This is a genomic window from Aneurinibacillus migulanus (assembly GCF_001274715.1).
GTDB lineage: Bacteria > Bacillota > Bacilli > Aneurinibacillales > Aneurinibacillaceae > Aneurinibacillus > Aneurinibacillus migulanus.
This window is the reverse complement of the sequence record NZ_LGUG01000004.1, coordinates 543,652-567,998: the sequence shown is the minus strand read 5'-3', so window position 1 is coordinate 567,998 and position 24,347 is coordinate 543,652. Positions and strand designations below refer to the sequence as shown.

Here is a 24,347-nt window from a genome sequence, read left to right as displayed (position 1 = left end):
CTGCCTGTATGTTACTAGCGTACTTCTTCTGGAATATCGATTACTTTACGCAGAAACTCACGCGTCCGTTCATTCTTCGGATTCGTAAACACATCTTCGGGTTTTCCTTCTTCCATAATAATGCCCTGATCCATAAAAATAACGCGATCACATACATCCCGGGCAAATCCCATCTCATGTGTGACGACTACCATTGTCATTCCTTCCTGCGCCAGTTCTTTCATAACGGCAAGCACTTCACCGACCAATTCTGGGTCAAGTGCAGACGTCGGTTCGTCAAACAGCATAATTTTCGGATTCATCGCCAACGCGCGTGCAATAGCCACACGTTGCATCTGACCACCGGACAACTTTTCAGGGTATACATCTGCCTTATCGCGCAGCCCTACCTTCTCTAACAAGCGTAACGCTTTTTCACGCGCCTGTGCCGGATTTTCTTTCAATACTTTCAATGGAGCCAGCATAACATTTTCCACTACAGTCTTATGCGGGAACAGGTTGAAGCGCTGAAATACCATGCCCACTTCCGTGCGCACCTGATTGATGTTGATCTTCGGATTGGATAAATCATGTCCATTAATAATAATTTGTCCGCTTGTCAATTCTTCCAGGCCATTCATACAACGTAGAAACGTACTTTTTCCTGAACCAGAAGGTCCGATAACGCTAACAACTTCTTTCTCGTTAATAACACAGTCAATACCTTTTAATACCTCTAATGAACCATAGTATTTATGCAAATCTTTAACCTGGATAATCACGATTTTTTCCCCTTTCCGACTGCCCTCTATCCTTTTTATTTTAAGGAAAAAAGACTAATTTGTAAAATGAATTAACGAGGACTCTTCCTGCTGTTTTGCTCGCTGGAAAAAGAAGCCGCAAATCGTAAATAATAGAAACATGCCCCCGAGAAAATAAAACATACTTCCCGGAGCAACATATTGGATTCCAAGACCTCCAAGATTCGGTCCAACAATGCTTCCTACACTAAAATTAATGGAAGCGATAATGTTAGCCGCCGGAAGAGATGCTTTGGGTACAAGATCAGCAATGTATGCCAAACCAAGTGAATAGAAGGAGCCTACCAGTCCGCCCGCGATAATAAATGCTACAAATACACCCCACACATGGGCACTGAACAACGGAACGGCCAGAAATGCCAGAGCGCCCAGAAATCCGGATAACATTAACACCGGCTTACGCCCGATGCGATCGCTCCACATACCGAGCGGCAATTGAAGAATCAGACTGCCAATACCGATGGCTGGCAACAAGAGTGACACCCAGCCCTCGCTTATGCCCACACGCAAACCGTATACCGGAAAGTTACTGTTTATTGATGATTCCATATATCCATAAAGGAATGACGGAATCAGGGCAAACCATGCAAGTTGCACCGCTCCCGCGTATCGTCTCTTCGCGGAAGGACTCTTTTCTTCCTGTACGGGATATTCATGCGGCAACCTTAACAGCAACAGAAACGCCAACACAAAAAAGATGCTGACAGTTGCGAACGGGACCCACATACCGTATGGCAAAAGCTTGATTCCTAATGGTCCAATACTGAATCCTATTGCATAGGACATACCATAAATAGCAATATGTCGTCCACGCTTCCCAGCTGGACTGCTGGACGTAATCCATAGTTGGGACGCATAATGAAGAGCGCTGTCCCCTATTCCGACAAGCATACGCAGCACAAACCAAAACACGAGATTTTGCCACAAGGGGAATAGCACGGTTGCCACAGTTACCAGTACAACACCAATCGTAATAACTCGCTTATATCCAAGCTTCTGTACTGGCTTTTCAATAACGAGCATTATAAGGAAAGTTCCGATATATAAAGCAGCCGCGTTCAGCCCGTTCGCACCAGACGACACTCCCGCTTTTTCCAAAATAATGGCCAACAACGGGAGCAGCAGTCCCTGACTTAGTCCGGCGATGATAACAACAAGAATAAGAATAAAAAATCGATAATTCGCCGATACGCTTTTTGTCATTTTCCACTCTCCACAAAAAAAAATACATAAAAGTAAAACTTCCATTAGCGGGATTTTCTTTATCTCCCACGGATAGGTAGTTATACTTATCAGAGTCTTAGGGATAAAACAATTCAACATCTATTGTACTGTACACAAAACAAAAAGGCGACGAATTTAATTCGTCGCCTTCCCCTCGGCAAGCTCCCCTGTATTGTTCGCTGCGTTATCTGATGAGTTATCCTGTACCTTGCCGAATCGGATGCGGCTCACTATCAGCAACAATAAAGGAAGCAGCAAGGCAAAGATAGGAGACGTTACCGACCGGATTTGGGTAATGTATATATTAAGATCGAGACTGTCTTTAATAATTCCTTGTCCTAATCCAGCTATCAAAAAGCACAGCGGAATCACCAATGGACTTACACTTTTCATGCCTGTCAAGTGGGCAACTCCGTGTGCCAACGTATAAAATACAACAATGAACTCCAGCAAAATAATCATAATGTAAATACCCAGGAACAAGATATCAATTCGTTCGACAAATTCACCAATTTTTACGAAGCGAATCGCTGCGATATATGGATAGCTGGAAATTTGCGACGTCCCCTGCCCCAATACACCGATCGATACAATGACCCGGTAGGCCAAGTACAATCCGCTCAGCACAATAGCCAGATACGGCAGCCATGCCTTTCTTTTATCCTTTTTCAGATACGGAAAGAACCCGATGAAGAAAATCAGTTCTCCTATAGGAAATACGTATTGGAGATAGGATGCAAACAGAATCTCCCCCATCGGCCGATCCAAAAAAGGTAAAACATTATCAAGCTTAAATTGTCCGATAAGCAGTATATTTACAAATATCAGCAGAAATAAATAGAAAGGAAAGGCAATCTGAGCAAATCGAACGATCGCTTCCATTCCACGGTATACCGCATAAGCTCCTACGATCACAATTCCGATAATATACACTTGTTCAGACAGCTCTGGAGTCAATACAGTGACAATAAACTCGGAAAACTGTCTAGAAGACATGACTGCCACTTCAAGCGCGAACCAAACATAGAGTAGACTAACGAATTTTCCCGGCCACTTCCCGAGAATATCTTCCGTATATTCAAACAGGATTTTACGTGGGTGACGTTCCTGCAGCTTCAAAAAGAGATAGAGCGTAAGCAAACCGGGTAGAATAACCACTAGATTGGAAATTCCTCCATCCTGTCCCCCGTAGACAAAATCAAAATTTGTATTACTCGATGTGGCTGTCAGATAAATAAGCATGATGATAAACAGCTGGCCTGAAGAGATTCGTCCCTTTTCATACATATGCACTTCCTCCCCTATAGCTCGACGCCAAAAATCACTAGAATCATCCTACGGGCAGTCGAGCCTGTTACCTGTTGCATAAACTGCAGCAGAGCTCCAGATTTCAACCAGAGATTCGATGTAAACAGAAAATAACATGCCAGCCCGCTTACCACCGTGAAAACAACAAGGTCTTTCCACTCTTTTTGCCGACGGAATATCCATATTCTTAATACAATGTAAATGCAAAACAGTACAGAGATGAGCGTAAGAATCACCGTGCCTCACCCGCTTTCGCCTGATTGATCATACCAGTGCGCAAATTTATCCAATGAATTTTAATATGCACAGGGATGTTCGGATAGATCTCTCGCCAATGCTGTTTATGTTCACGCCAGTAATTTTTATGCTGACGATGAATAAGAGGGCTAAAGCCGAAAATATCCACATTTTGTTGCTTCTGCATTTTAACAAGCAATTTTTTCATATCCCCGACGACTTTGTTCTCGATTCTTTTTTCCAATTCGGCAACTGTTTCCTTCTTCCCTAAATCAACATGCGCCCCCGATTCCAAAATCGTCCCCTCTACGAATAAATCGATTGTAATTTTCGGACGTCCATTTTCAATTGTGGATTTTATTTTACGATTATCTACCTTCATTTGAACGGCCGTATCGAATTTTCGCTCGCTCTTTTTATCCAGAAGAGTCGAATATACAAACTCAAGCTCTTGCTTTGTGAAATCCTGGAACATTCTAAGCGTACGCATCTCTTTCTTATCCAGCGTACTCTCGTATATAGGGTTCCTGGGACTAAGTGCACTAAGCACAACTCCATTCGTGATAATGATCCGTTCTTCTTTTCCGTTAATCTTGGCCTTTTTCACTTGTCCTGTAACAAATCCTGTATACGGGTCTGCGTAATTGTTAATTAGATCCCGTAACGATACGATAACTGTCCTTCCCCATTCCCCCTGGTTATTGATAATGCCCACCAGCTCGTAGCCCATCATAACCTCGCTATTAGGCTTTGCTGTTATGATATCTTCCGCATTTCCCTTCGCCACCAGTACCCAGCTTGAATACCGGATTTCACGGTTGCGTGCGAAGAAGTCGATTACTTCCCGCATTACATGCTGTTTTACCAGCGTTTCCCCGAAAACGATCACTTTACTGTGAAACCAGACGAGCCTACCAGAGGTCTGGGCGCGCAGATTCTTGGAAGCTTCCATAATTGTATCGCCGGTAGCGCGCGCCATGTAGACGGACTCCGGGGACACCGCAACACCTTTCTCTGTAGCCGGTTTTACAGACTGGATCGTGATAATAAATTTTTTATGTTTAGGGTCATAATCTACGCCAGTCAACATCACTACATTAAGCTGGTTTAGCTCCCGGACTGCAATGCCGCCCTCCGCCGTACCACAGCCTTGGAGCAGAGGCAGCAAGAGAAGAACCGTAAGTAAAAGCGGTTTCCACTTTTTTTGCATTACTGTTCTCCCCCTTGCTGCTGTGGTGGATTGGCCGGCATATCCGAGCGTTTTAAATCTTTCTTTTGTATATATTCCTGCCGCCACTTGCGCATCGGATACGGCAATACAAAAATCTCGCTCCCCCACGTGCGTCCATGCATCGGAGCAATCGGCGACATATACGGTACGCCAAACGTTCGCAGACTGCACATATGGATGCCGAGCGCCACTAACGCGATTGCAATGCCGAACAATCCAAGTCCTGCGGCGATAAGCATCATCGGAAAACGAAGTAAACGCGTAGACATAGACATATTGAAAGCAGGGATAGTGAAGGAAGCAATACCGGTAAATGCCACAACAATGACCATTGCCTGTGAAATAATTCCGGCTTCGACCGCAGCCTGACCGACGACGAGCGCGCCTACGATACTGACCGCAGAACCTACCGGGCGTGGCAGGCGCACCCCTGCCTCCCGTAAGACTTCAAACGAAACCTCCATAATCAACGCCTCGACAAGAGCAGGAAACGGTACGCCGGCCCGGGCCGAAATAACAGTCAGCAGCAGTGGGGTCGGTATTAACTCCTGGTGAAACGTCGTTATCGCAATATAGAAAGATGGGCCAAGCAACGCGATAAGAAAGGTTATTGTACGCAGAAGCCGAATGGCCGTAGAGAAATAGAAGCGTTGATAAAAGTCCTCGCTCGCCTGCATAAAATCATAAAATACAGACGGAACGACAAGAACGAACGGCGTACCGTCGATAATGATGGCGACTCTGCCTTCCGTCAGGGCTGATACTACTTTATCCGGCCTCTCAGTTGATATCATTTGCGGGAAAGGCGAATACACACTATCTTCAATCAATTCTTCCAACTGCGCACTTTCCAGCAGAATATCAATATCCACTTTTTGCAGCCGTTGACGCACTGTGTTTAATACGTCTTCCTCTACCAGCTCGCGCATATACATAAAGCAGACCATCGTATGGCTACGCTGCCCGATTTTTATCATCTCGGACTTCAGCTCCGGTGTGCGCAAACGTTTACGAATAAGCGCCGTATTATCCTGCAGCTTTTCAGTAAAACCTTCACGCGGGCCGCGCACCAATGGCTCAGCCTCCGGTTCTGCTACACTACGGCTCGGAAATCCGCAGGTTATGACTGCAATTATGTGGTCCATATCGTCGACATGTACGAGTGTGCTGCCTGTAGTAATCATCTCGACCGCTGTCTTAAGGTTGTCGACTCGTACCATTTTTTTTGCGGTAATGACTTGGTCTTCCACATGCTGTCCAAAGAACGATTCCGGTCCCATTTCCAGCAGAGGACGTATTACATGCTGGTCCAGAATATCTTCATTGACCATATCGTCAAGAAAAAACACCCCCCCTTCTGGAACGCGTCCGTCTGAGTCTGCTTTGGCGTTTAGAAATGTAAGGGGATGTGAAACGAATACATCAACGTCTTTGAATATCGCTTTCAACCGCTCTCCATTAACTGAGGTTATTGGATCGATTCCGATTTCTTCAAGCGGTTTACTTTTCAATACATCGGTATTAGTCTGCTCTTGTTCCTTTTCCTGTTCTATTTCATTCAAGGTCTTTGCCCGTTTCGGCTTTTTAAATTCTCCCATTCTTGTCACCCGCTTCATTTAGAGAATCTCTAGTAGGTTGTGCAGGAACAGGCAAAATATACAACCTGCAATTTTTTGCAGTGTTCTTGACAATTGTGTAAAGGTTCTTCATAATAAAAACAAATTAACGTCGTGATAGTAATCGAACATGTTGATGGGGAATAGTACGGTAGTAACCTGCGTTCAGAGAGCAAATCATCTCGCTGCGAGATTTGCCGCATGGTTTGCCGGAACCCACCCCGGAGTGCCAGGGATGACCTGGCCAGGGTCCCTCCCCCTGTTATCAACGAGGTAAGCGGGCATGTACACAATTTGTGCATCGCCAATGAAGGTGGTACCGCGGAAGCTAAGCCTTTCGTCCTTTTTCATGGGGACGGAAGGCTTTTTTTAATGGATTAAGAAACGATATGCTGCTGTAAAGCAAGAAAGCGACATATCGTTTCTTCCAACCGTATTACTCGAAAAACGCGCAAGGCGTGTGGCACGGCGGGTGAAAAAGACCGACAACCGTCTCCCTCATTCGAGATACCCAGATGTTTTGTCGGTCCGCCCAAAGTGACAGAAAGCGGTCGTTTGGCTTCGTTGTAGAAAAAGGACGAGCGGCAACGCTTGCGAGTTTTTCTTATTTTTTAGAAAACAAGGAAAGGCAGAGAGGCGGAGATTGGATTTATGGATACGAAAAAAAAGCATCGGATAGTAGTGAAAATCGGCAGTAGTTCGCTAACAAATCCGACCGGAGGGCTGTCCCGCGAAAAACTGGAAGAGCATGTATCTGCGTTGGCTGCGTTGCGTAAAGCGGGTCACGAAGTCATTCTCGTATCATCCGGCGCTGTGGCGGCCGGTTTTACATCACTCGGCTATCCATCCCGTCCTGTTACGCTTGAAGGAAAGCAATCAGCTGCTGCAGTCGGTCAGGGACTCTTGATTCAAGCTTACAATGATGAACTGCGAACATATGATTTGGCCGGTGCACAGATTCTACTGACACGGGACGATTTTTCGAAGCGAAATCGATATCATAATGCTCATCGTACGCTTAACGAACTGCTCAAACGCGGCGTGTTGCCCATTATTAATGAAAACGACTGCGTGGCGGTGGATGAGCTTACATTCGGCGACAATGACATGCTTTCCGCGCTGGTAGCCGGGTTTGTACGCGCTGACGATTTAATTATTCTTACCGACACCGACGGATTGTACGACGCGGACCCCCGCTCCAATCCACATGCCAAAAAATTCACGCTAATTGAGGACATTACACCGGACATCGAGGCGCTTGCTGGCGGTGCCGGCAGTCGGGTCGGGACCGGAGGAATGCGCTCTAAGATTAATGCGGCCAAGTTCGCACTCTCTCTCGGCATTGACGTCTTTATCGGCATGGGCACAGGAGCCGACAAATTACTTGATATTCTCGCTGGTAAAGGTGCAGGAACATATTTCCGCAATCAAATGAAGGCTCCACTTAAAGCCCACAAACAATGGATCGCCTTCCATGCCGAAAGCGACGGGCACATCGAAGTTGATGCAGGCGCGGCACAGGCGCTTCTTTATGAAGGCAAGAGCCTGCTTCCGTCTGGAATTACGAATGTAGTAGGTGAATTTGCAGCCGGTCAAGTAGTCGATGTGACAGATACAACAGGACGCCTGCTGGGAAAAGGAGAGGTTAACTACTCTTCGGCACAACTAGAGCAAGCCAAAGGGGAATCTACCGCATTCTGTCGCGAAAAACTGGGAATCCATCGCGTTGAAGCGGTGCATCGAGACAACTGGGTAACGCTATATATTGAAGAAATCGATAAACAAGAGCACAAGGAGGAGATTATGCAATGACCTTACTGGAAAAAGCGAAACTGGCTAAACAAGCAGCATCACAGATGGTGGCCCTCACGACTGAAGAGAAAAATCAGGCGCTTCTGGCCATGGCCGATGCGCTGGAAGGCAATATACCATACATTCTCGAGGCGAATGCCAAAGATATTGAAGCTGCAAAACAGGCGAACGTGACAGATGCTCTGATTGACCGCCTGGCTCTGTCAGAAACTCGTATTCACGATATGGCCGAAGGACTGCGTCAGGTAGTCGAACTCGAAGACCCGATTGGCGAGGTTCTCGAAGCCTGGGATCGTCCGAATGGACTTCACATTACCAAGGTTCGGGTTCCACTCGGTGTCATCGGCATGATTTACGAAGCGCGGCCAAACGTAACGGTAGATGCTACCGGTCTTTGCCTAAAGGCAGGTAATGCCGTTTTGTTGCGGGGGAGCTCTTCTGCTCTCTTTTCCAATCAAGCGCTTGTAAAAATCCTGTGTGGAGCGCTGACGCATACAAAAGTACCGGAAGAAGCCGTCCAGCTGTTAGAAGAAGGTACACGTGAAGAAGTCAACAAAATGCTGAAAATGAATGAGTATCTCGATGTGTTGATTCCACGCGGCGGAGCCGGACTCATTCGCTCTGTAGTTGATAATGCTTCCGTTCCGGTTCTTGAAACTGGCGCCGGCAACTGTCATGTCTATGTAGATGAGTCAGCTAAACCAGACATGGCCCGCGATATTGTTGTAAACGCAAAAACACACCGTCCAGCAGTATGCAATGCAGCTGAAACACTGCTTGTACATGAATCCTGGGCCAAAGAGTATCTAATAGACTTACTCACAGCACTCAAAGAAAAGAATGTAGAGCTGCGCGGCTGCGAACGCACCCGTAAGCTGGCTGGAGATATTGGCATTGTAGAAGCAAAGGAAGAAGATTGGGGCAACGAGTATCTTGATTATACGATGGCGGTAGCCATAGTCGATTCAACAGACGATGCCATCGCTCACATCAATCGCTACAGTACAAAACATTCAGAAGCGATTATTACTGAATCGGAAGAAAATGCACGTGCTTTCCAAAAGCGCGTGGATTCTGCGGCGGTGTACCATAATGCATCAACCCGTTTTACAGACGGATTCGAATTTGGATTCGGTGCCGAAATCGGTATCAGCACACAGAAGCTTCATGCACGCGGACCAATGGGTCTGCCGGCTCTGACCTCTTCCAAGTATGTTATTTACGGTACAGGGCAAATTCGATAAAGGGGAGAAAAAATATGTCCATCCTGCAGAATAAAATAATTTGCTTTCTTGGTGCGGGTTCGATGGCAGAAGCCATGATCTCCGGTCTTGTGGATAAAAAATTACTTCCTGCCGAACAAATTTATGCAATTAATCGCAGCGGTTCCCGGGTTCAAGAGCTTGCCGAACGCTATGGCATCGCCACACCGACAAAGGAAGAGGCCATATCTAAAGCAGACATTATCATATTGGCGGTAAAGCCCAAAGACATTGCTGAAGCCATTAGCAGCATACGGTCGCTGACTTCTTCGCGCCAGCTGTTTATTTCCGTGCTGGCCGGTACATCTACAGACTATATCACAAGCCTGCTTGGTCACTCAGCCGCTGTTATTCGCACCATGCCGAATACATCGGCTGCGGTCGGATTTTCCGCGACGGCACTTGCTCCGGGCGCACATGCAACAGATACGGATATGGAAGTGGCTCTGCAAATTTTTAAGGCCATCGGTATTGTAGAAACAGTAAAAGAAGAAGCATTGCATGCAGTAACGGGACTTTCCGGGAGTGGTCCGGCTTATGTATACTATTTAGTAGAAGCAATGGAACAAGCAGGACGAGAGATTGGTCTTGAAGGAGATGTAGCCCGCCGTCTGATCCTACAGACAATTATCGGCGCGGCCCACATGCTTCGCGACCGGGGAGAAGAACCGGCTGCACTACGTAAGCAGGTAACCAGCCCTGGAGGAACGACTGCAGCCGGGATCGCGGTGCTGGAAAAGTGCGGATTCCAGGATGCAATGCTCGCCTGCATTAAACAAGCGGTCGCCCGTTCGGAAGAAATGGGGAAACAATCAGTTCCCACCTCCTGACCGTCACTTCGAATCCGACAAAGGAGACAGGATATGGACGTTTTTGCACTGTATGGCCCCAGCGGCACAGGGAAGAGTACAAATGCACTTGAACTGGCGCATAAGTATAAAATCAATGCAATTATTGATGATGGTCTGCTCATTTATAATGGACGCAAAGTAGCAGGCACATCTGCAAAGTATGAACGTACCACGGTGCAGGCCGTCAAGCGGGCTATCTTCTTCTACGAAGATCATGCTACAGAGATAAGGCAGGCAATCCGTGATTTCAACATCGAGCGTATTCTTCTGCTCGGCACATCCCAAAAGATGGTTAACCGCATTGCAGATGCACTGGAAATCGCTCCGATTACTACGTATATTTCGATTGAAGACATTCGTTCCTCAAGCGAGATTAAAGCCGCACTTTATACTCGACGCACATCCGGCAAGCATGTTATCCCGATCCCGTATATTCAGGTCGAACAAGATTTCTTCCGCCGCCTTATTGCACAAGGAAAGAAAATCTTCTCTTCCAAAAAAGAAATCATCGGCGAGACAACAATCGTTCAACCCGATTTCGGCGGTGGACGGATGCACGTGACAGAGCATGTGCTGCGCAAGTTGGTCACGCTAAGCTGCAACAATATGCCGGAGGTAGAGAACATAACCAAAATCAGTGTAACGTTAAATGACCTGCCTTCTGTCTCGCTCGAAGTATACTTGAACGTGAAACGCGGAACGTCTCTGCCGGATATGGCACAAGAGATAAGGCATCGTATATACAAATCGTATGTGCAACACCTTAATATTGAATTACATTCGATTCATATTCATATTGGCAAATTAGCTATGGCTGGCGCCTGAATGCGCCGGCTTTTTGTGTGCAAAATATACACGTACCAATTCTACAGCGAAAGGGGACTTTCACATGCAACAACAAACAACCGGGCAACCTCAATCGCAGCAGGTGATAATGACAACGCCTCCGACCATCATAACGACCAAAGATACACATTACGTAAAAGATCAAATGAGCTGGCTGCTCGTAGCGATGAAGAAATGTAGCCATTATGCACAGGAATGTACCGATCCGCAAGTGAAGCAAATCATTGACCGTGCCGGGCAAATGCACCAGCGCCACTACAATACCTTGCTCCAACACTGCCAAACCGATAACACTTCTGCAATGAATAACGTATCCGGCAGTATGTCGGCTCAATAAGGAGGAAGCATCGTGCCAAATAACCAAATCTCGAATCCAACATCTCCAGTTCAAAATCAGGCGCAACAAACTCCGCAGATGACCGATCGCGATCGTTTAACCGACGTACTGACGACACAGAAATATTTGACTGATGGTTTCAATATCGCAACACGCGAAGCCAGCCATGACACACTGCATCGCGATGTGCTAACGTGTCTCACCGAGACGCATCAATGCGCGCGTGATATCTATAACCTGATGTTTCAACAGGGCTGGTATGCATTGGAGGCGGAAGAGCAGCAGAAGCTCACCCAGACATACCAACAGTTTAGCGGATACACTGCACAATTCCCGTACTCCGGAAAAGTCCAATAAGAAAAATTCGCAGGCACTTCCACTCGTCCTTTTTCCATAAAGAAGCCAAACGACCGCTTTGTGTCACTTCGGGCGGACCGACAAAACATCTGGGCATCTCGGTTGAGGGAGACTTATGTAGCTCTGCTGCGAAAAGCAACGTTTGGCACAAGCCTCACAAATTTTTCAAGTGATACGCTCGGAAGAAAGCAGATGTTGTTTGCTTCTTTTCCAGCGACACCTACTTTCTTACCCATTAAAAAAAAGGCACAGACGTTTATCATCGCCTGTGCCTTTTCTTATTCCGTTTCCCCTTTTTGCTTCTTTTCCATGTTCCAGCGTTTTACTTGCTCAAACAATTCACGAAGCTGCGCTTTCTCCTCTGGATGTTCATTTGTCCAATGCTGCACAAGCGGCGGCATCGTCTTCAGCATATGGTTATATAACGCCCATACCTTTATCATTTTTACTCTCTCTTCGTCTGCTTTCCCAGTCAAAAATTCCGTAAAACTGTACAACAAACTATCAATATCAGGTACCGGCTCCTTTTTGCTGTTTACTTCCTCCATCTGTCATCCCTCCATCTGTCTTCTTTTTCTTATTATGAGCTGATTCTGCTTTTAAGTTCAAATTATGATATGCAATCAATATGCTATACTATGTAAAGAATCATGCATAAAGAAGATAAGAAACCCTTCCTTATCTTTTTTCAGACTCATATTTTTGTAGAAAGAAGGCATACGATTTATGATGCGATATAGCGATATGTCAAGAGAAGAACTACAGGCCGAAATGCAGCGGCTACGCGGCGAAAGCATGAAAAAATACCAGGCCGGTTACATCTCTGAGGCGTCGGTGCTGGAATCCAAATTCTTCATGGCCCGCTCATACCTGCTAAAGCTGGATGATTTCATGAGTGGTCAGGAATACGGTGTCGTCGGCTACGATGAACCGTTTTTCGTCCGTTATCTCAACGGAATTATGGCCTGGGGACACTTCCGTTCATCAGATGAAGAAAAAGCGTTTCCGATCGGCCGACTTGAAGAAATCGGTCCCTCTTGCGCTTCCGGCGGAGGATGCTGCGGTGTCTAACTTCGCCGCCATTCATTCTTCAACAAGCCATATACGATATGGTTCACATAATGGTCATACAACCATTCTCCCTGACGGATCTGTCCCTCCTGTGTAAATCCAAGCCGCTCCGGTATGGCGCGGCTCTTTTCATTTTCCACCGCGCACTGGATCTCCACACGATTCAGCCCTAGCTCATCGAATATATAATCGATTAATCGGCTTACCGCAGCTGTCATTATCCCCTTCCCCTGCGCTTGTTCTATCATCCAGTATCCAATGCTCGTTCGGTGATTAACCCAATCAAGATAATGCAGGCCGACAATGCCAACAATCTTTCCGTTATACCACATTGTATAGTCTGTGCCGTTCTTCACGAATCTACGCTGAATGCTAGCTGTGATGAACATTTCCACGTCGGCGACGCTCCGGTTTGCATCAATCCATCCTAGAAATCGACGTAAATGCTCGCGATTGCTATTAATCAGCGCATATAACATCGGTGCATCCTTCATTTCTACCTCACGAAGCACTACCTTTTCATTCACATATAAATCCATAGCTCCACCCCTCCCTTTCCAATATCCCGAGTATATCTCTTCTTATGTATGATTACATTAAACAAACACTAAGATCAAACAGAAAAGCGTTCCCTTTAGACTCTGAAGGGAACGCCTTACCACCTGTTCATTCATTTACCAATGTAACACTTTCCACTGCCCAAATACCAGTTGTCCCCCTGCGGACAGGTTGGTACAACTCAATGAGAAACAGACAAGGGCCATGTTGTGCTTTGACCTGTGCACGATTCAAACCGGAGCCATAATCAAGGCGATAACTCTCGAAGCGGAAAACATCAGTAGCTTTAAAGCCAAGCTCCTCTATTCCAAGCCTCCGGGCCGTTTCCACAGGATTCAAACGCCATGCTCTCTCTCCGCTATCAGCAAGCTGCTGAATAGTCAGGAAATCTTCTGAAGCAACCATATGCCCTTGTCGCACTCTGCCGCACGGGTCTCTCGGCTTCCGCCAATTCCCCGATACGAATCCGAAGAACTTCTTTTTCAGCATTCATATCACCTTTTTAAACAGTGTATGCATACTGAAAAAACAGGGTGTAAAACACAAGAAAAACTCGTGGGCATGATGCCGCTCAGCCTTTTTCGCCTCCCATGCCACGCCTCCATAGAAATAAAGAAAACTTGGCTGATACCAAGCGCAGGCAACCACCTCGCGAGTTGTTCAAGCCATACTTTCTTATCCATAAAAAAAGCCCGCCATTAGATGGCGAGCGCAGATTCAAACGGACTAGCTACAATGCGGCCTCGCTGTACCTGGCGGTGAAATGCGTCTTTCTCGATAACAAACCCTTCATTCGAACCTTCATAACGACAAGCAAAGAACAAACGATCCATCTCTTCTACCATGAACGGCTTTTTTTCCCGAGCCAGGTGATATTGACGACCCACATGCTTCTGTATCATAACAAAATCACTCCTAATCCGTCTTATTGTTATCTGTATCATAACACAATCTGTCATAATACAGCAAGATATTTTTTGAAAATTATTGTAATACAGTAGATTTTCGTTTTATAAACCATGTAACAAGCGTCAGAGGAACAAGCCCTAGCACCGTTAATCCGCCAAAAAATGTATATGTCCGCAAAACTCCGTACGTATCTACCAGCATTCCTCCCACCACATTCGCCGCCATCGAACCAAGACCGAGGCCCATAGAGGTATAAACGGCAAGCGCGGTTACACGCAATGTATCTGGCGCATTTTCCCGAACAAATTGAGTAGCAGACGCTAAATACAATCCGGCTGAGAACCCCTGGATAAAGAACAAGGCAAGCACAGCAAAAGGCGTCGGCCCTGTACCATACCAAAACCAGCGCAGTGACGATACCAATGCGGCAATAAAAATTGTCTTCTCCAGGCCAAGTCTCTTGATGAAGAATCCCGACCATTTCATAAACGGTGCCTCGCTTCCCGCAAACAATAAAAACGCCAGGCCAATACCGGCAATCTGCCCTCCCAGCTGCTCATACAACAGACCAAAGAAAATGTTATGGGCATTAATCGGTCCAAAAATCAGGAAAGCGCTGGCCAAAAATAGCATATAGCGCGGAAGTCGGATTAGCTCCGATAAGCCCTTAAACACATTGACCGCTTCCACAGAGCGTTCCGTCTGTACACCTTGCAAAAATAAGAACGCACTAAACTGCGCAAATGCGTATACATAAAAAATCACCCCAAGCCAGAAGGCATCGACAAGCATGCCTGCCACCAGCGTCGCCAGTGCAAAACCGATAGCACCCCATTGGCGAATGCGGCCGAATTCAATTCCTGTACGCGTTACATAGCCTAACGCCAGTCCATCAGATATGGGCACCGCACCGCTCTGAAAGAAATGCAACACACCATACAATAACGCAAAAGCAATAAAGCTCTTTCCACCCCATAGCAGAAGGAACGACGCAGCAACCGCGCCGAGCAAAATGCCGCTTAATACCTGCCGCGACATTTGGAATCTGTCGCATAACATTCCCCAGAACGGTTGGGCAAAGATAGCCACAATCGGGCCAACCGACACAATCAGGCCAATCTGCGTTCCGCTCATACCAATGCTTTTCAAATAATGCGATAACAACGGATACAATGCACCAAGGGCGAAGTAAATAAACAAAAAAAGTCCACTGATGCATACCGACTCTCGCCGCCAGAATGGCTTTCCCATACTATGTTCTCCTTTCCGCAAAAAACAGAAGGCAAACCCGTATAGGTTTGCCTGTGTTATATCTACCTTTTCTTATGCTTTATAAGCCGGGAGAATCTTGCTCTGGTTGACCGTGCGCTTCTTCTCCCATGTGTCTGGATTTGCCGGATCATACTGTTCGAGAAATCTGATGACTTCTTTCGTTAGCGGCGTCGGTGTAGACGCCCCAGATGTCACCGCGACCTTCTTTCGGTCTTTGAGCCACTCTACATCCAACTCACTTAGATCCCCAATACGATAGGCTGGTACCCCTGCAATTTCTTCGGCTACCTGCGCCAGGCGGTTGGAGTTATTGCTACGCGGATCGCCTACAACCAGAAGCAAATCCGCTTCTCCCGCCTGTTCTGCTACCGCTTCCTGACGCACCTGGGTCGCCATGCAAATCTCGTTATGCACCTCACAGCGTGGATACTTGCGAATAACTTTATTCATGATGTGTTTAATATCCCACTGGCTCATGGTCGTCTGATTCGTCACAATGAGCTTATCATGAGGCAAATCCAGTCGTTCTACATCGTCCTCCGACTCGATAAGGTGCACATGGTCCGGTGCTACCCCTATCGCGCCTTCCGGCTCTGGGTGACCTTTCTTACCGATATAAATAATATGATATCCCCGGGCAACGTTCTCCCGAATCAAATCATGCGTTTTCGTAACATCAGGACAAGTAGCATCCACAACGGTTAGACCCTTAGCCCGTGCCCGTTCCTTTACCTCCGGCGATACGCCATGCGCGGTAAAAATCACCGTGCCCTTTTCTATTTGCTCAAGCATATCCATACGGTTCGGGCCATCCAGCGTAATGATGTCCTGTTCTTCAAATGCCTTCACTACATGACTGTTATGCACAATCATACCGAGAATATAAATGGGCCGGGGAAACTCAAAGTTTTGTGCCGTCTTCTGCGCCAGTACCATAGCGTCCACGACACCGTAGCAATAGCCGCGGGGCGAGATTTTGATGACTTCCATATTGTTATACTGCCTCCCCACTGTCGGATTCAGGTGCTTATATACGCACCGATTCCATTATAACTCAAGCGGCAGGGTAAGCGCACCCCATTCGCGCAATTCAAGGGTACGGGCGCCTTCTATCACTACCGGATCATTCTGTGCCAACTCAAGCGCTTCTTCATATGTATCAGCAACATAAATAACCATTCCGCCTTTTCCGTCTGTAAACGGACCTGCAGCCATAATTTTCCCCTCATGATATAGCTTATTGATATAAGCCAGGTGGGCAGGACGATGCTGTGTGTTCTTCTCTTGATCAATAATAGGCAAAAGTGCAACGTATTTCATAAATGCGGGTCTCCTTTTGAATGGTGAATTTATACATATAAGAAAAACTCGCGGACATTGCCGCCCGTCCTTTTGCCACACGGAAGCCAAACGGTCGCTTTGTGTCACTTTTGTCGGTCTTTTTCGCCCACCGTTCCACTCGCTCCACAGGACATAAAGAAAACTTGGCTGGTGCCAAGCTATTGCGCAGGCAACCGCCTTAGTTGCCCTTATGCAGCTCTGCTGCGCAAGCAACGTTTGGCATACGCCTCGCGAGTTTTTCAAGTGATGCGATCGGAAGAAAACAGATGTGACTTTCTTGCTTTATAGCGTCATCTACTTTCTTCTCCATCAAAAAAGGGTCGTCCCATTGTCCAACCCCTTTTTTGGCATTCACATCTCCAATTCGTTTAACTCCTAAGGAACAGCAAATCCAGTCGCTACAATTAAAACATCAGCGAATATGCAGACTGCCAGAGCGACACCCGTGAAGGCCATCGCAAACTTGTTCTTCTGCTTTGCTACGTTTCGAAGACCCCATGCAACAAAGATAGTGAACACAAACATAAGAATGTTCATCAACATATCCCCTCAACTCCTCCCATGTAAAGCTGAAGTTATAATTCCAAAACACCTTTTATTTTACCAAAGTCAGACAATAGCTGGCAAATAAAGTTTATGTCTTTTTGTTCACTTCTATGCGTTTACTCGTCCTCGTCTACTTCCAGTTCCGCCTCCTGCTCGCGCTCGATGTAGACCAAATCACCTGCTGTCCATTCCGCTTGTCCACTTGTCAGATTTGTCATCAGTTGTTTTAAAGGCTCTTCCTGACCCTCTTCTTCGCCAACTGTAACTGTAACCTTGTCCAAATATTGAATGCCAACAATTTGATACCCCTGGGCATTTAGTTCATTTTCCACTTTTCCCAGGAATGTGTAATCGAATGAAAAATGATGCTCACGCGTCAAAATTCTCTCTACCACGCCTGCGGCACTAACGCCTGCACTGGCTGACTTGCCATAAGCGCGAATCAGTCCTCCCGCTCCAAGCTTAATACCACCGAAATAACGGGTAACCACAATGGCAGTGTCTTTCAATCCTTTTTTCTTAATCACTTCAAGAATGGGTTTACCAGCCGTACCGCTCGGCTCCCCATCATCATCCATCTTCTGGAACTGATCGTTCTCGCCTACAATATAAGCCGAGCAATTGTGAGTAGCGTCCCAGTGTTTCTTTTTAATTTCCTGTATGAAAGCGACCGCTTCCTCTTGTGTCTCGACCCGCTTAACGTAGCTGATGAAACGAGATCGGTTAATCTCTATCTCCGTTTCTCCTTCTGGCCGCACTGTCAAATATCGTTGCAGCATCTCCACCACTCCTTTTATCGTTAATAGCGCAAAATACTCCTACCCCTATAAGAGGTGGGATGAATACGCTTCGGACGAGAGCGGGCTAACCCTTCTTCCCAGTCCGACTATATGACACGCAATCCATTTTGATTTCGTTAGGTAGCCAAATGGCGCCTGCGCCCCTGTTTGTACAGAGAGCTAATCAACCCGGCTTGTCTGTTCTCACAAGCCCCTACTTCAAGAACAAATTTTCTCTAAATGATGGGTAGTTGACAGTACAGGATATAATAATATGATAGCTATATGGATTGATGATTGGCATGCCAGCAATTTGTTGAAATGCTGAAGTTTTACTTTATGATATCATACGTAAGGTTGGTGTACGATGACATGGATGTTATTTGATGGGTCAATCCCATCGGCGGTTTCGCTTGTTACCGCTCCGAATGAAAGTGCAGCTTCCTTCTGGCGAACGATCGAACCGTATCTTACTTTTTTATTTTCGCTGTCCGTCTTTCTTATCGCATTTCTTATTGTGCTTGAAAACCGCAACCCATCTCGGACGGTAGCGTGGCTTATTATTCTTAACTTTCTTCCGATCGTCGGATTCATTTTCTACATGCTATTGGGACGAAATGTACGCAAACGCAAACTGTTCCGCCATAAATTCATCAGTAACGCAGAAGTATTAAAGAAACTGGAGACAGCCCCTTCCGGCATGCTTGATGAAAACGATTTCTGGCAATATCCTCACCTTGCATCCAAGAGAAGGTTGCTAAACTTGATGGTAAACGTGTCCCAATCACCCTTCACGCTGCGGAACCGGAGTAAGATTCTCACAAATGGCGACGAAACATTTCGCCAGATGATCCAGGACATGTCGGAAGCAAAGCACCATATTCATTTCCAGTTTTATATTATTCGCCATGATACAACCGGACAGCAGTTCAAGCAGGTACTTATCGATAAAGCCCGCGAAGGGGTTAAAGTGCGGGTTATTTATGATGGTGTAGGCAGCGTACGGCTCGATAAGCGATATATTACGGAACTGAAGGAAGCAGGTGTCGAAGTGGTTACATTCTTCCCTGTTATCCTTCCGTTTCTAAATAACAAGCTTAATTACCGTAATCATAGGAAAATCGTAATTATCGACGGAAAAATCGGGTTCGTGGGCGGATTGAATATCGGAGACGAATATCTGGGCAAAGATACAAGGTATGGTTTCTGGCGCGATTCTCATGTGCGACTTGAAGGTGAATCCGTATATTTACTACAAAATATTTTTCTCAAAGACTGGTTCTTCGTTACAGAAGAAAATATTGAGGGAGATTCTTACTACCCCTCGTTAATCGAAGAGCCCGGCGAAGAGCTAATACAAATCGCTTCTAGCGGACCGGACTCCGACTGGGAGTCCATCTGGCAGATGTACTTCTCCATTATCGCCACAGCACAGGAGAAGATTTATATCACATCGCCTTATTTCGTTCCGGACGACTCGATTAGCATGGCGCTAAAAACCGCTGCACTAAGTGGTTTGGATGTGCGTATTCTGCTCCCAAGCCGACCGGACCATCAGACAGTATTCTGGGCCTCACGCTCATATTTTCAGGAACTACTTGAAGCGGGCGTACGATTTTACTTGTACCAACCAGGGTTCGTGCATGCCAAAATCCTGCTGGTCGATGGTGTAGTCGCTTCCATTGGCACAGCAAATATGGATATCCGCAGTTTCCAGCACAACTTCGAGGTGAACGCTATTATTTACAACAGCAACTCTGTCTATAAGCTGGAAGAGGATTTCATTAACGACCTCATGGACAGCAAGGAACTTACTCTAAAAGAATATAAGCGCAGACCCTGGCACCACCGCATCCTCGAATCGGTCGCCCGTCTACTGTCACCTCTACTTTAGAAAAGCTCGACGGCATTGCCCGCTTCTTGGCACTTCGGACGAACCAACAAAACATCTGGGTACTCTATTTTCTTATCCATGTAAAAGACGAGGCAAGAATATTTCCGCCTCGTCTTTGCATTCCAGATGAAAACCTCGCGCCCCAATTACCTTGCTACCGAATAGCTAGGGGATTTACCACGCCCCAAATGCTTCAGCGGAAGTACTTCATACTTATTCTTGTTCTGATATTTGTGTATTCTAATAAGCTCTTTTTCCTCTAGGCTCTTTATCTTCTTCTCAACGGTGTTTTTGTTCATGTTGCACATTGAAGCGATTTTGCGAATAGAAGGAACGAATCCGCCTTCGCTACGTTGGACAATTTGCAGCAAGAATACATAAATCATAAACTCAAACGGATCAAGACCTAATGAAAACAAATCATTATTAGGCGTTTGAAGCATCTCATTCAATATATCCATCCTGTCACCTCTCTTTATCCGTATTCATTACTTCTATTATTTCTGATTTGTATGCCCAATTTCAAGCTTTGAACAGTTTCTATAATTTAACAATAGCAGAAAAGCCATTCCCTCTCTTGCAGGAACGGCTTTGTTAACATTTTGTAACAATTTATTTAAAGGCGACATTGACGCTATATCCAACCGGTTTGTATATTTGCTGGAGCACCCGTACAGCCCGATCTTCCGCCGTCTGCAAAATGCCGCTTTCCTTCGCCTCCTGGCGAAGTTGCTCACGTGCCTGAGTTAAGAACTCTCGCTGCTCCTCAGGCGTCATGCCCTTACGAAATATTTCTTCGTCGGAAAATGCTTTCACCTTATCGATATCAATATTCGGCTCCTGTAGAAAGTCAGCGCGCGGTAATGTAATTGTAATCTGCTTGCTTTGTTTATCGATCGCTATGTCAGACGGGGATACTTTTTTTAAATCGATACCAACCAGAACTTTCGCAGGCACATCAATGTGAAAGAATCGTTTTGTCCCTGGTAGCTCGATATTGTAGATCCGGTAAGCGTCTTCCCCCTCTAATGTCGTCATCATAACCGCTTCCGCTGTTGTTAGATAAGATAAATCACGAATTTCTTGCACAACTGTCTGGCCTGTGACTGCTGGTGTCCCGAACCATTCACTCCCTGCCCAGGCACCGGCGCCGAGTACTGTAACGCCTAAGACAATAGCAACTACCAGATTTCTCGTTTTCTTTACCCAGCGTGGTCGTGGAAACGTAAAACGGAACGTTTTCTTTTTTTTCTCTGTTTGTTCCGCCTCTGCATACGGCAACCGGTAAATAGTTGCGCCCACATTTTTACGCTCTTCATCGCGTCTCGGCCGCAGCATTTCGTCTTTGTTGTTCACCGTTTCTCCTCCTACTTCATATACCTCTTAGTGATGTAAGTTCCTTTTCACACTAATTGGACGCCAAAATGACAAAAAAGTCGCTAGGCAAAAAGAGCGACTTTTCCTGGAAATAGTGAAGATTGATTGCAATGAATAGATTCGCGTCTATATACGATATATCAACTCTATTAGTAGTATACCTGTCAGACAGGCCATCAGGAAGAAAAAAGAAACCCAGTGCATCATACGAACTGTTTCTTTAATATCCTTTGGCACAATCGACCGAAGCGCATCTCCCATTTTTGCACGATCAGAAGGTACTCCCTGATAATAATTCGTGCCACCAAGCTGAATACCTAATGCACCCGCTACACCAGCTTCGGTGAACCCGCTGTTCGGACTCGGATGACGTCTTGCATCACGCAAGGTGATAATAGCGCAGCCCCGCCAATTCAGCCGAAGTATCCAGCTCACAAAAACAAGCAGCAGAGCGGATAGACGGGCTGGTATATAATTGACAACATCGTCAAAGCGCGCCGAAGCCCATCCTAGATTACGATACTTCTCATTTTTGTATCCGACCATGGAATCCAGCGTATTGGCCGCACGGTATGCCATCGCTAAGGGAGCACCCCCGATGGTAGCATAAAATAACGGAGAGATAATTGCATCCACGATATTCTCAGCCACTGTCTCCACAGCTCCGCGTGAGATCTCCTTTTCATTAAGAAATGCCGTATCGCGGCCTACTACCATTGAGAGCGCATGACGGGCATCTTCGATTTTGTTCTGCTTCAGCAAACGGTAAATCTCCATACCGGCTTCTGCCAGCCCTTTGGTGGCGATGGTGGTGGAGATAAGCCATGCCTCCACTCCCCATGCCAGCCATGGGTGGATCTGGTGTAAAAGTGCAAGCAATGCCCAAACGACCACAAAGCTTCCGGCGACGAGTACGATTGGAAACAACAACCCGGCACGCTTTAACCTTTCTTCCTGAACCCTGCTTCTAATCTTATCTTCCAGCCATGTAATGACTCGACCCATATAGACTACTGGGTGCGTCAGCCAGCGCGGGTCACCGATGATGCGGTCGATAATATAGGCGGCAAGCAGAACACATATACGTGCAAGCATTATGCTTCCCCCTGTGTGACGATAGCCTCATGCACTGCTTTGTATACAAGACGGCCGATCGCATTGCCGAGCGTCGTTGCCGCTCCGGCGAACTGATGAGGCTCTCCATACTCTCGATTCTGGCTGGAAGCAAGAACGATTGAATCTGTTGTTGTACCTGTAGCTGCATCCCCATCCTCATCGACAATGCCTGTATCCTGCAGAGCGGCTGCTTTTGCTTCGGTAGCCGTAATAATACCGTTAATCATCGCGGAAGGTGTTAAATAGGCATCCATAAGAAGAAAAATATTAATGGTACCGCAGCGGTAGGCAGAGAATGTCTCTCTTGCTTTTCCCGCCCGCGCACTGTTTCGCGTACCGGCTGTAGCACAGCATATCATTCGATAACGATCACCCGCTTCCTCTTCGATGGAGGCGTGCGTAATTTTAGCTGCAGTCTGTAAACCGATAGAATCAGCAACCGGATAGCCCCACTCTGTCAATTGATCCCTCATCATAAGAGTCGGGTCTTCACAACGATAGGTCAGCGGCACTTTCCAATTGATAAAATGAGTGGCTCGCATATGTCCGCCTCCCCATAATGCGCTGCTCATTGCGTCAAGCGGTGCATTTGCCTGCAATAAAAGATGGTCATCCCGAAAATCGATGCAAATGTCTGGCCAGACGGTGGAGGTATAGGATACACCAAGACGAAACGGCTGGCTCATACGGTAATTCCTTTCTGATGTCTGGCAACAGCGAATTCATAAACAGAACGATGCCACTCCTTCATCCGCTGACGAAGCATGGCAGTCTGACGTGCGCAGGTAGAGGAAGTGGCGTCCAGCAGAATACCGGCCAACGTTCCGCTGTGTGCCACAACGATCCCAAGACCTCCCGCTTCCTCGCAAAGCGCTTTCAATCGCGTAAAATCCGGGTGAGGCAACCTCTTCTGATGCAGCTCAGCGCTGCGTGTCGCCACGTGGCCGATAAGCTCACTATCGCCCATCCGAAAAGCTTCCTGAAGTTTCAGTAAAAGTCGATCATACTCTCTCTCTTCCTGCAATGTATACAGTTCCTGACACTTATTAAACGAAACAGTATCAACTTTACCGCCCCGATCTACACCTATGATACGCATTGGCGGCAATTGGCCAAGACTGCTCAGCACTTGTCCTTGATGATGCTGGTAGGCAACTACCTCTTCATACATAATCCCGTCAGTAGGTTCGACCTGAACGAGTAGCGACGAAATGTGCTGTGGTAGCAAACGCAGCTTGTACGCTTTTGATATAGCTCGGCAGGCAGCTACCATGTCCGCCGTACTGGTCGCGAACCCTTTACCTTCTGGTAATGACTTCTCTAGCAGCAAGGTGCCATGAAATGAGGTTTTATAATCGTTCATCAGTCGACGCAAAATGCGGCGCACTTTAATCTTCTGCGGCGAGGTAAGCAACTCGCCGGAAGCGGACGGATAAAATGTCGCGTTCACATAACTGGCGACAGGCAACGAAACGAGGAACGGTGTGCCGTTCCTTTGCCCCTGTAACAGCTCGCCAAACGTATGACATGCTGTGCCCGTAGTTGCTTTCATGTTTTTCTCCTCTTTTCCTATCCGTATTCCTATCATTTTTATCTCTTTCTT

The 24,347-nt window shown here is 46.6% G+C and carries 30 protein-coding genes and 1 other annotated feature; of the genes, 8 read left to right on the top strand and 22 right to left on the bottom strand.

Annotation, left to right across the window (positions count from 1 at the left end):
* Positions 1-14: 14 nt before the first annotated feature.
* The 6 genes from AF333_RS04325 to AF333_RS04300 form a co-directional block, all read right to left on the bottom strand.
* Positions 15-761, bottom strand: coding sequence for an amino acid ABC transporter ATP-binding protein (locus AF333_RS04325; RefSeq protein WP_302847935.1), 747 nt, complete (start codon positions 759-761; stop codon positions 15-17).
* 54 nt (positions 762-815) lie between these two features.
* Positions 816-2,003, bottom strand: coding sequence for an MFS transporter (locus AF333_RS04320; RefSeq protein ID WP_043065097.1), 1,188 nt, complete (start codon positions 2,001-2,003; stop codon positions 816-818).
* A gap of 156 nt (positions 2,004-2,159) precedes the next feature.
* Positions 2,160-3,311, bottom strand: a complete 1,152-nt coding sequence (locus AF333_RS04315) for a GerAB/ArcD/ProY family transporter (protein WP_043065098.1) — start codon at positions 3,309-3,311, stop codon at positions 2,160-2,162.
* 14 nt (positions 3,312-3,325) lie between these two features.
* A complete protein-coding gene (locus AF333_RS04310) occupies positions 3,326-3,568 on the bottom strand; it encodes a hypothetical protein (protein WP_043065099.1) in 243 nt (80 codons plus the stop codon).
* The gene (locus tag AF333_RS04305) at positions 3,565-4,779 is read right to left on the bottom strand and encodes a Ger(x)C family spore germination protein (RefSeq protein WP_043065100.1); all 1,215 of its coding nucleotides are present in this window, start codon (positions 4,777-4,779) and stop codon (positions 3,565-3,567) included. Before AF333_RS04305 ends, AF333_RS04310 begins: the two co-directional genes overlap by 4 nt.
* Positions 4,779-6,398 (bottom strand): spore germination protein, encoded by a 1,620-nt coding sequence (locus AF333_RS04300; RefSeq protein ID WP_043065101.1) that lies wholly within the window; start codon positions 6,396-6,398, stop codon positions 4,779-4,781. The genes AF333_RS04305 and AF333_RS04300 overlap by 1 nt, the downstream gene beginning before the upstream one ends.
* 142 nt (positions 6,399-6,540) lie before the next feature.
* Positions 6,541-6,764: a binding site (T-box leader), on the top strand.
* A 303-nt stretch (positions 6,765-7,067) separates the two neighbouring features.
* Between AF333_RS04300 and proB the strand changes: the two genes are divergently transcribed.
* The 6 genes from proB (at position 7,068) to AF333_RS04270 (ending at position 11,881) form a co-directional block, all read left to right on the top strand.
* The gene (gene proB / locus AF333_RS04295; RefSeq protein ID WP_043065102.1) at positions 7,068-8,228 is read left to right on the top strand and encodes a glutamate 5-kinase; all 1,161 of its coding nucleotides are present in this window, start codon (positions 7,068-7,070) and stop codon (positions 8,226-8,228) included.
* Positions 8,225-9,472, top strand: coding sequence for a glutamate-5-semialdehyde dehydrogenase (locus tag AF333_RS04290; RefSeq protein WP_043065103.1), 1,248 nt, complete (start codon positions 8,225-8,227; stop codon positions 9,470-9,472). Before proB ends, AF333_RS04290 begins: the two co-directional genes overlap by 4 nt.
* Before the next feature lie 14 nt (positions 9,473-9,486).
* Entirely contained in the window at positions 9,487-10,320 is an 834-nt protein-coding gene (gene proC / locus AF333_RS04285) for a pyrroline-5-carboxylate reductase (RefSeq protein WP_043065104.1), read from the top strand.
* Between the two features lie 33 nt (positions 10,321-10,353).
* Positions 10,354-11,166: an Asp23/Gls24 family envelope stress response protein gene (locus AF333_RS04280; RefSeq protein ID WP_043065105.1), complete on the top strand. Its 813-nt coding sequence runs from the start codon at positions 10,354-10,356 to the stop codon at positions 11,164-11,166.
* Positions 11,167-11,275: 109 nt separating this feature from the next.
* Entirely contained in the window at positions 11,276-11,524 is a 249-nt protein-coding gene (locus tag AF333_RS04275; RefSeq protein WP_235355842.1) for a hypothetical protein, read from the top strand.
* A 12-nt stretch (positions 11,525-11,536) separates the two neighbouring features.
* Positions 11,537-11,881, top strand: a complete 345-nt coding sequence (locus AF333_RS04270; RefSeq protein WP_043065107.1) for a spore coat protein — start codon at positions 11,537-11,539, stop codon at positions 11,879-11,881.
* 113 nt (positions 11,882-11,994) lie between these two features.
* On the opposite strand, the gene AF333_RS36660 is transcribed toward AF333_RS04270, so the two are convergent.
* A complete protein-coding gene (locus AF333_RS36660; protein WP_268753601.1) occupies positions 11,995-12,117 on the bottom strand; it encodes a hypothetical protein in 123 nt (40 codons plus the stop codon).
* A gap of 42 nt (positions 12,118-12,159) precedes the next feature.
* The gene (locus AF333_RS04265; protein WP_043065108.1) at positions 12,160-12,429 is read right to left on the bottom strand and encodes a DUF2573 family protein; all 270 of its coding nucleotides are present in this window, start codon (positions 12,427-12,429) and stop codon (positions 12,160-12,162) included.
* Positions 12,430-12,607: 178 nt separating this feature from the next.
* On the opposite strand from AF333_RS04265, the gene AF333_RS04260 reads away from it, so the two are divergent.
* The gene (locus AF333_RS04260) at positions 12,608-12,952 is read left to right on the top strand and encodes a YfhH family protein (RefSeq protein ID WP_043065109.1); all 345 of its coding nucleotides are present in this window, start codon (positions 12,608-12,610) and stop codon (positions 12,950-12,952) included.
* On the opposite strand, the gene AF333_RS04255 is transcribed toward AF333_RS04260, so the two are convergent.
* The 9 genes from AF333_RS04255 to AF333_RS04225 all read right to left on the bottom strand — a co-directional run bounded on the left by AF333_RS04255 (position 12,949) and on the right by AF333_RS04225 (position 18,357).
* On the bottom strand, positions 12,949-13,491 hold the full coding sequence (locus AF333_RS04255; protein ID WP_043065110.1) for a GNAT family N-acetyltransferase: 543 nt from the start codon (positions 13,489-13,491) through the stop codon (positions 12,949-12,951). The two genes, AF333_RS04260 and AF333_RS04255, sit on opposite strands and share 4 nt — an antisense overlap.
* Before the next feature lie 127 nt (positions 13,492-13,618).
* Positions 13,619-13,999, bottom strand: coding sequence for a hypothetical protein (locus AF333_RS04250; protein WP_043065111.1), 381 nt, complete (start codon positions 13,997-13,999; stop codon positions 13,619-13,621).
* A gap of 209 nt (positions 14,000-14,208) precedes the next feature.
* Complete coding sequence (locus tag AF333_RS04245; RefSeq protein ID WP_043065112.1) at positions 14,209-14,412, bottom strand: hypothetical protein; 204 nt, start codon at positions 14,410-14,412, stop codon at positions 14,209-14,211.
* Between the two features lie 82 nt (positions 14,413-14,494).
* Entirely contained in the window at positions 14,495-15,670 is a 1,176-nt protein-coding gene (locus AF333_RS04240; protein WP_043065113.1) for an MFS transporter, read from the bottom strand.
* A gap of 72 nt (positions 15,671-15,742) precedes the next feature.
* On the bottom strand, positions 15,743-16,681 hold the full coding sequence (locus tag AF333_RS04235) for a 4-hydroxy-3-methylbut-2-enyl diphosphate reductase (RefSeq protein WP_043065114.1): 939 nt from the start codon (positions 16,679-16,681) through the stop codon (positions 15,743-15,745).
* Positions 16,682-16,738: 57 nt separating this feature from the next.
* On the bottom strand, positions 16,739-17,011 hold the full coding sequence (locus tag AF333_RS04230) for a YciI family protein (protein WP_043065115.1): 273 nt from the start codon (positions 17,009-17,011) through the stop codon (positions 16,739-16,741).
* Positions 17,012-17,210: 199 nt separating this feature from the next.
* Entirely contained in the window at positions 17,211-17,387 is a 177-nt protein-coding gene (locus AF333_RS34660) for a hypothetical protein (RefSeq protein ID WP_235496090.1), read from the bottom strand.
* 20 nt (positions 17,388-17,407) lie between these two features.
* Positions 17,408-17,569 carry a DUF2759 domain-containing protein gene (locus AF333_RS32590; protein WP_235355843.1) on the bottom strand — a complete coding sequence of 54 codons (162 nt, stop codon included), beginning with the start codon at positions 17,567-17,569 and terminating at the stop codon, positions 17,408-17,410.
* A 125-nt stretch (positions 17,570-17,694) separates the two neighbouring features.
* Positions 17,695-18,357: a YigZ family protein gene (locus AF333_RS04225; RefSeq protein ID WP_043065116.1), complete on the bottom strand. Its 663-nt coding sequence runs from the start codon at positions 18,355-18,357 to the stop codon at positions 17,695-17,697.
* 367 nt (positions 18,358-18,724) lie between these two features.
* On the opposite strand from AF333_RS04225, the gene cls reads away from it, so the two are divergent.
* The gene (gene cls / locus AF333_RS04220; protein WP_200894210.1) at positions 18,725-20,251 is read left to right on the top strand and encodes a cardiolipin synthase; all 1,527 of its coding nucleotides are present in this window, start codon (positions 18,725-18,727) and stop codon (positions 20,249-20,251) included.
* Positions 20,252-20,397: 146 nt separating this feature from the next.
* On the opposite strand, the gene AF333_RS04215 is transcribed toward cls, so the two are convergent.
* The 5 genes from AF333_RS04215 to AF333_RS04195 form a co-directional block, all read right to left on the bottom strand.
* Complete coding sequence (locus tag AF333_RS04215; protein ID WP_052520240.1) at positions 20,398-20,712, bottom strand: helix-turn-helix domain-containing protein; 315 nt, start codon at positions 20,710-20,712, stop codon at positions 20,398-20,400.
* A gap of 151 nt (positions 20,713-20,863) precedes the next feature.
* On the bottom strand, positions 20,864-21,607 hold the full coding sequence (locus tag AF333_RS04210) for a DUF4230 domain-containing protein (RefSeq protein ID WP_043065117.1): 744 nt from the start codon (positions 21,605-21,607) through the stop codon (positions 20,864-20,866).
* Positions 21,608-21,754: 147 nt separating this feature from the next.
* The gene (gene cbiB, locus AF333_RS04205; RefSeq protein ID WP_043065118.1) at positions 21,755-22,723 is read right to left on the bottom strand and encodes an adenosylcobinamide-phosphate synthase CbiB; all 969 of its coding nucleotides are present in this window, start codon (positions 22,721-22,723) and stop codon (positions 21,755-21,757) included.
* Entirely contained in the window at positions 22,723-23,430 is a 708-nt protein-coding gene (locus AF333_RS04200) for an adenosylcobinamide amidohydrolase (protein ID WP_043065119.1), read from the bottom strand. Before AF333_RS04200 ends, cbiB begins: the two co-directional genes overlap by 1 nt.
* The gene (locus AF333_RS04195) at positions 23,427-24,296 is read right to left on the bottom strand and encodes a GHMP family kinase ATP-binding protein (protein WP_053912237.1); all 870 of its coding nucleotides are present in this window, start codon (positions 24,294-24,296) and stop codon (positions 23,427-23,429) included. The genes AF333_RS04200 and AF333_RS04195 overlap by 4 nt, the downstream gene beginning before the upstream one ends.
* Positions 24,297-24,347: the final 51 nt, after the last annotated feature.

Bases quoted from the DNA above. Each gene is read 5' to 3' on its own strand.
- AF333_RS04320 (WP_043065097.1), bottom strand. From the start codon at position 2,003: ATGACAAAAAGCGTATCGGCGAATTATCGATTTTTTATTCTTATTCTT.
- AF333_RS04315 (WP_043065098.1), bottom strand. From the start codon at position 3,311: ATGTATGAAAAGGGACGAATCTCTTCAGGCCAGCTGTTTATCATCATG.
- AF333_RS04305 (WP_043065100.1), bottom strand. From the start codon at position 4,779: ATGCAAAAAAAGTGGAAACCGCTTTTACTTACGGTTCTTCTCTTGCTG.
- AF333_RS04300 (WP_043065101.1), bottom strand. From the start codon at position 6,398: ATGGGAGAATTTAAAAAGCCGAAACGGGCAAAGACCTTGAATGAAATA.
- proB (WP_043065102.1), top strand. From the start codon at position 7,068: ATGGATACGAAAAAAAAGCATCGGATAGTAGTGAAAATCGGCAGTAGT.
- AF333_RS04290 (WP_043065103.1), top strand. From the start codon at position 8,225: ATGACCTTACTGGAAAAAGCGAAACTGGCTAAACAAGCAGCATCACAG.
- proC (WP_043065104.1), top strand. From the start codon at position 9,487: ATGTCCATCCTGCAGAATAAAATAATTTGCTTTCTTGGTGCGGGTTCG.
- AF333_RS04280 (WP_043065105.1), top strand. From the start codon at position 10,354: ATGGACGTTTTTGCACTGTATGGCCCCAGCGGCACAGGGAAGAGTACA.
- AF333_RS04275 (WP_235355842.1), top strand. From the start codon at position 11,276: ATGACAACGCCTCCGACCATCATAACGACCAAAGATACACATTACGTA.
- AF333_RS36660 (WP_268753601.1), bottom strand. From the start codon at position 12,117: ATGGGTAAGAAAGTAGGTGTCGCTGGAAAAGAAGCAAACAACATCTGC.
- AF333_RS04265 (WP_043065108.1), bottom strand. From the start codon at position 12,429: ATGGAGGAAGTAAACAGCAAAAAGGAGCCGGTACCTGATATTGATAGT.
- AF333_RS04260 (WP_043065109.1), top strand. From the start codon at position 12,608: ATGATGCGATATAGCGATATGTCAAGAGAAGAACTACAGGCCGAAATG.
- AF333_RS04255 (WP_043065110.1), bottom strand. From the start codon at position 13,491: ATGGATTTATATGTGAATGAAAAGGTAGTGCTTCGTGAGGTAGAAATG.
- AF333_RS04250 (WP_043065111.1), bottom strand. From the start codon at position 13,999: ATGCTGAAAAAGAAGTTCTTCGGATTCGTATCGGGGAATTGGCGGAAG.
- AF333_RS04245 (WP_043065112.1), bottom strand. From the start codon at position 14,412: ATGATACAGAAGCATGTGGGTCGTCAATATCACCTGGCTCGGGAAAAA.
- AF333_RS04240 (WP_043065113.1), bottom strand. From the start codon at position 15,670: ATGGGAAAGCCATTCTGGCGGCGAGAGTCGGTATGCATCAGTGGACTT.
- AF333_RS04235 (WP_043065114.1), bottom strand. From the start codon at position 16,681: ATGGAAGTCATCAAAATCTCGCCCCGCGGCTATTGCTACGGTGTCGTG.
- AF333_RS04230 (WP_043065115.1), bottom strand. From the start codon at position 17,011: ATGAAATACGTTGCACTTTTGCCTATTATTGATCAAGAGAAGAACACA.
- AF333_RS32590 (WP_235355843.1), bottom strand. From the start codon at position 17,569: ATGAACATTCTTATGTTTGTGTTCACTATCTTTGTTGCATGGGGTCTT.
- AF333_RS04225 (WP_043065116.1), bottom strand. From the start codon at position 18,357: ATGCTGCAACGATATTTGACAGTGCGGCCAGAAGGAGAAACGGAGATA.
- cls (WP_200894210.1), top strand. From the start codon at position 18,725: ATGACATGGATGTTATTTGATGGGTCAATCCCATCGGCGGTTTCGCTT.
- AF333_RS04215 (WP_052520240.1), bottom strand. From the start codon at position 20,712: ATGGATATATTGAATGAGATGCTTCAAACGCCTAATAATGATTTGTTT.
- cbiB (WP_043065118.1), bottom strand. From the start codon at position 22,723: ATGCTTGCACGTATATGTGTTCTGCTTGCCGCCTATATTATCGACCGC.
- AF333_RS04200 (WP_043065119.1), bottom strand. From the start codon at position 23,430: ATGAGCCAGCCGTTTCGTCTTGGTGTATCCTATACCTCCACCGTCTGG.
- AF333_RS04195 (WP_053912237.1), bottom strand. From the start codon at position 24,296: ATGAAAGCAACTACGGGCACAGCATGTCATACGTTTGGCGAGCTGTTA.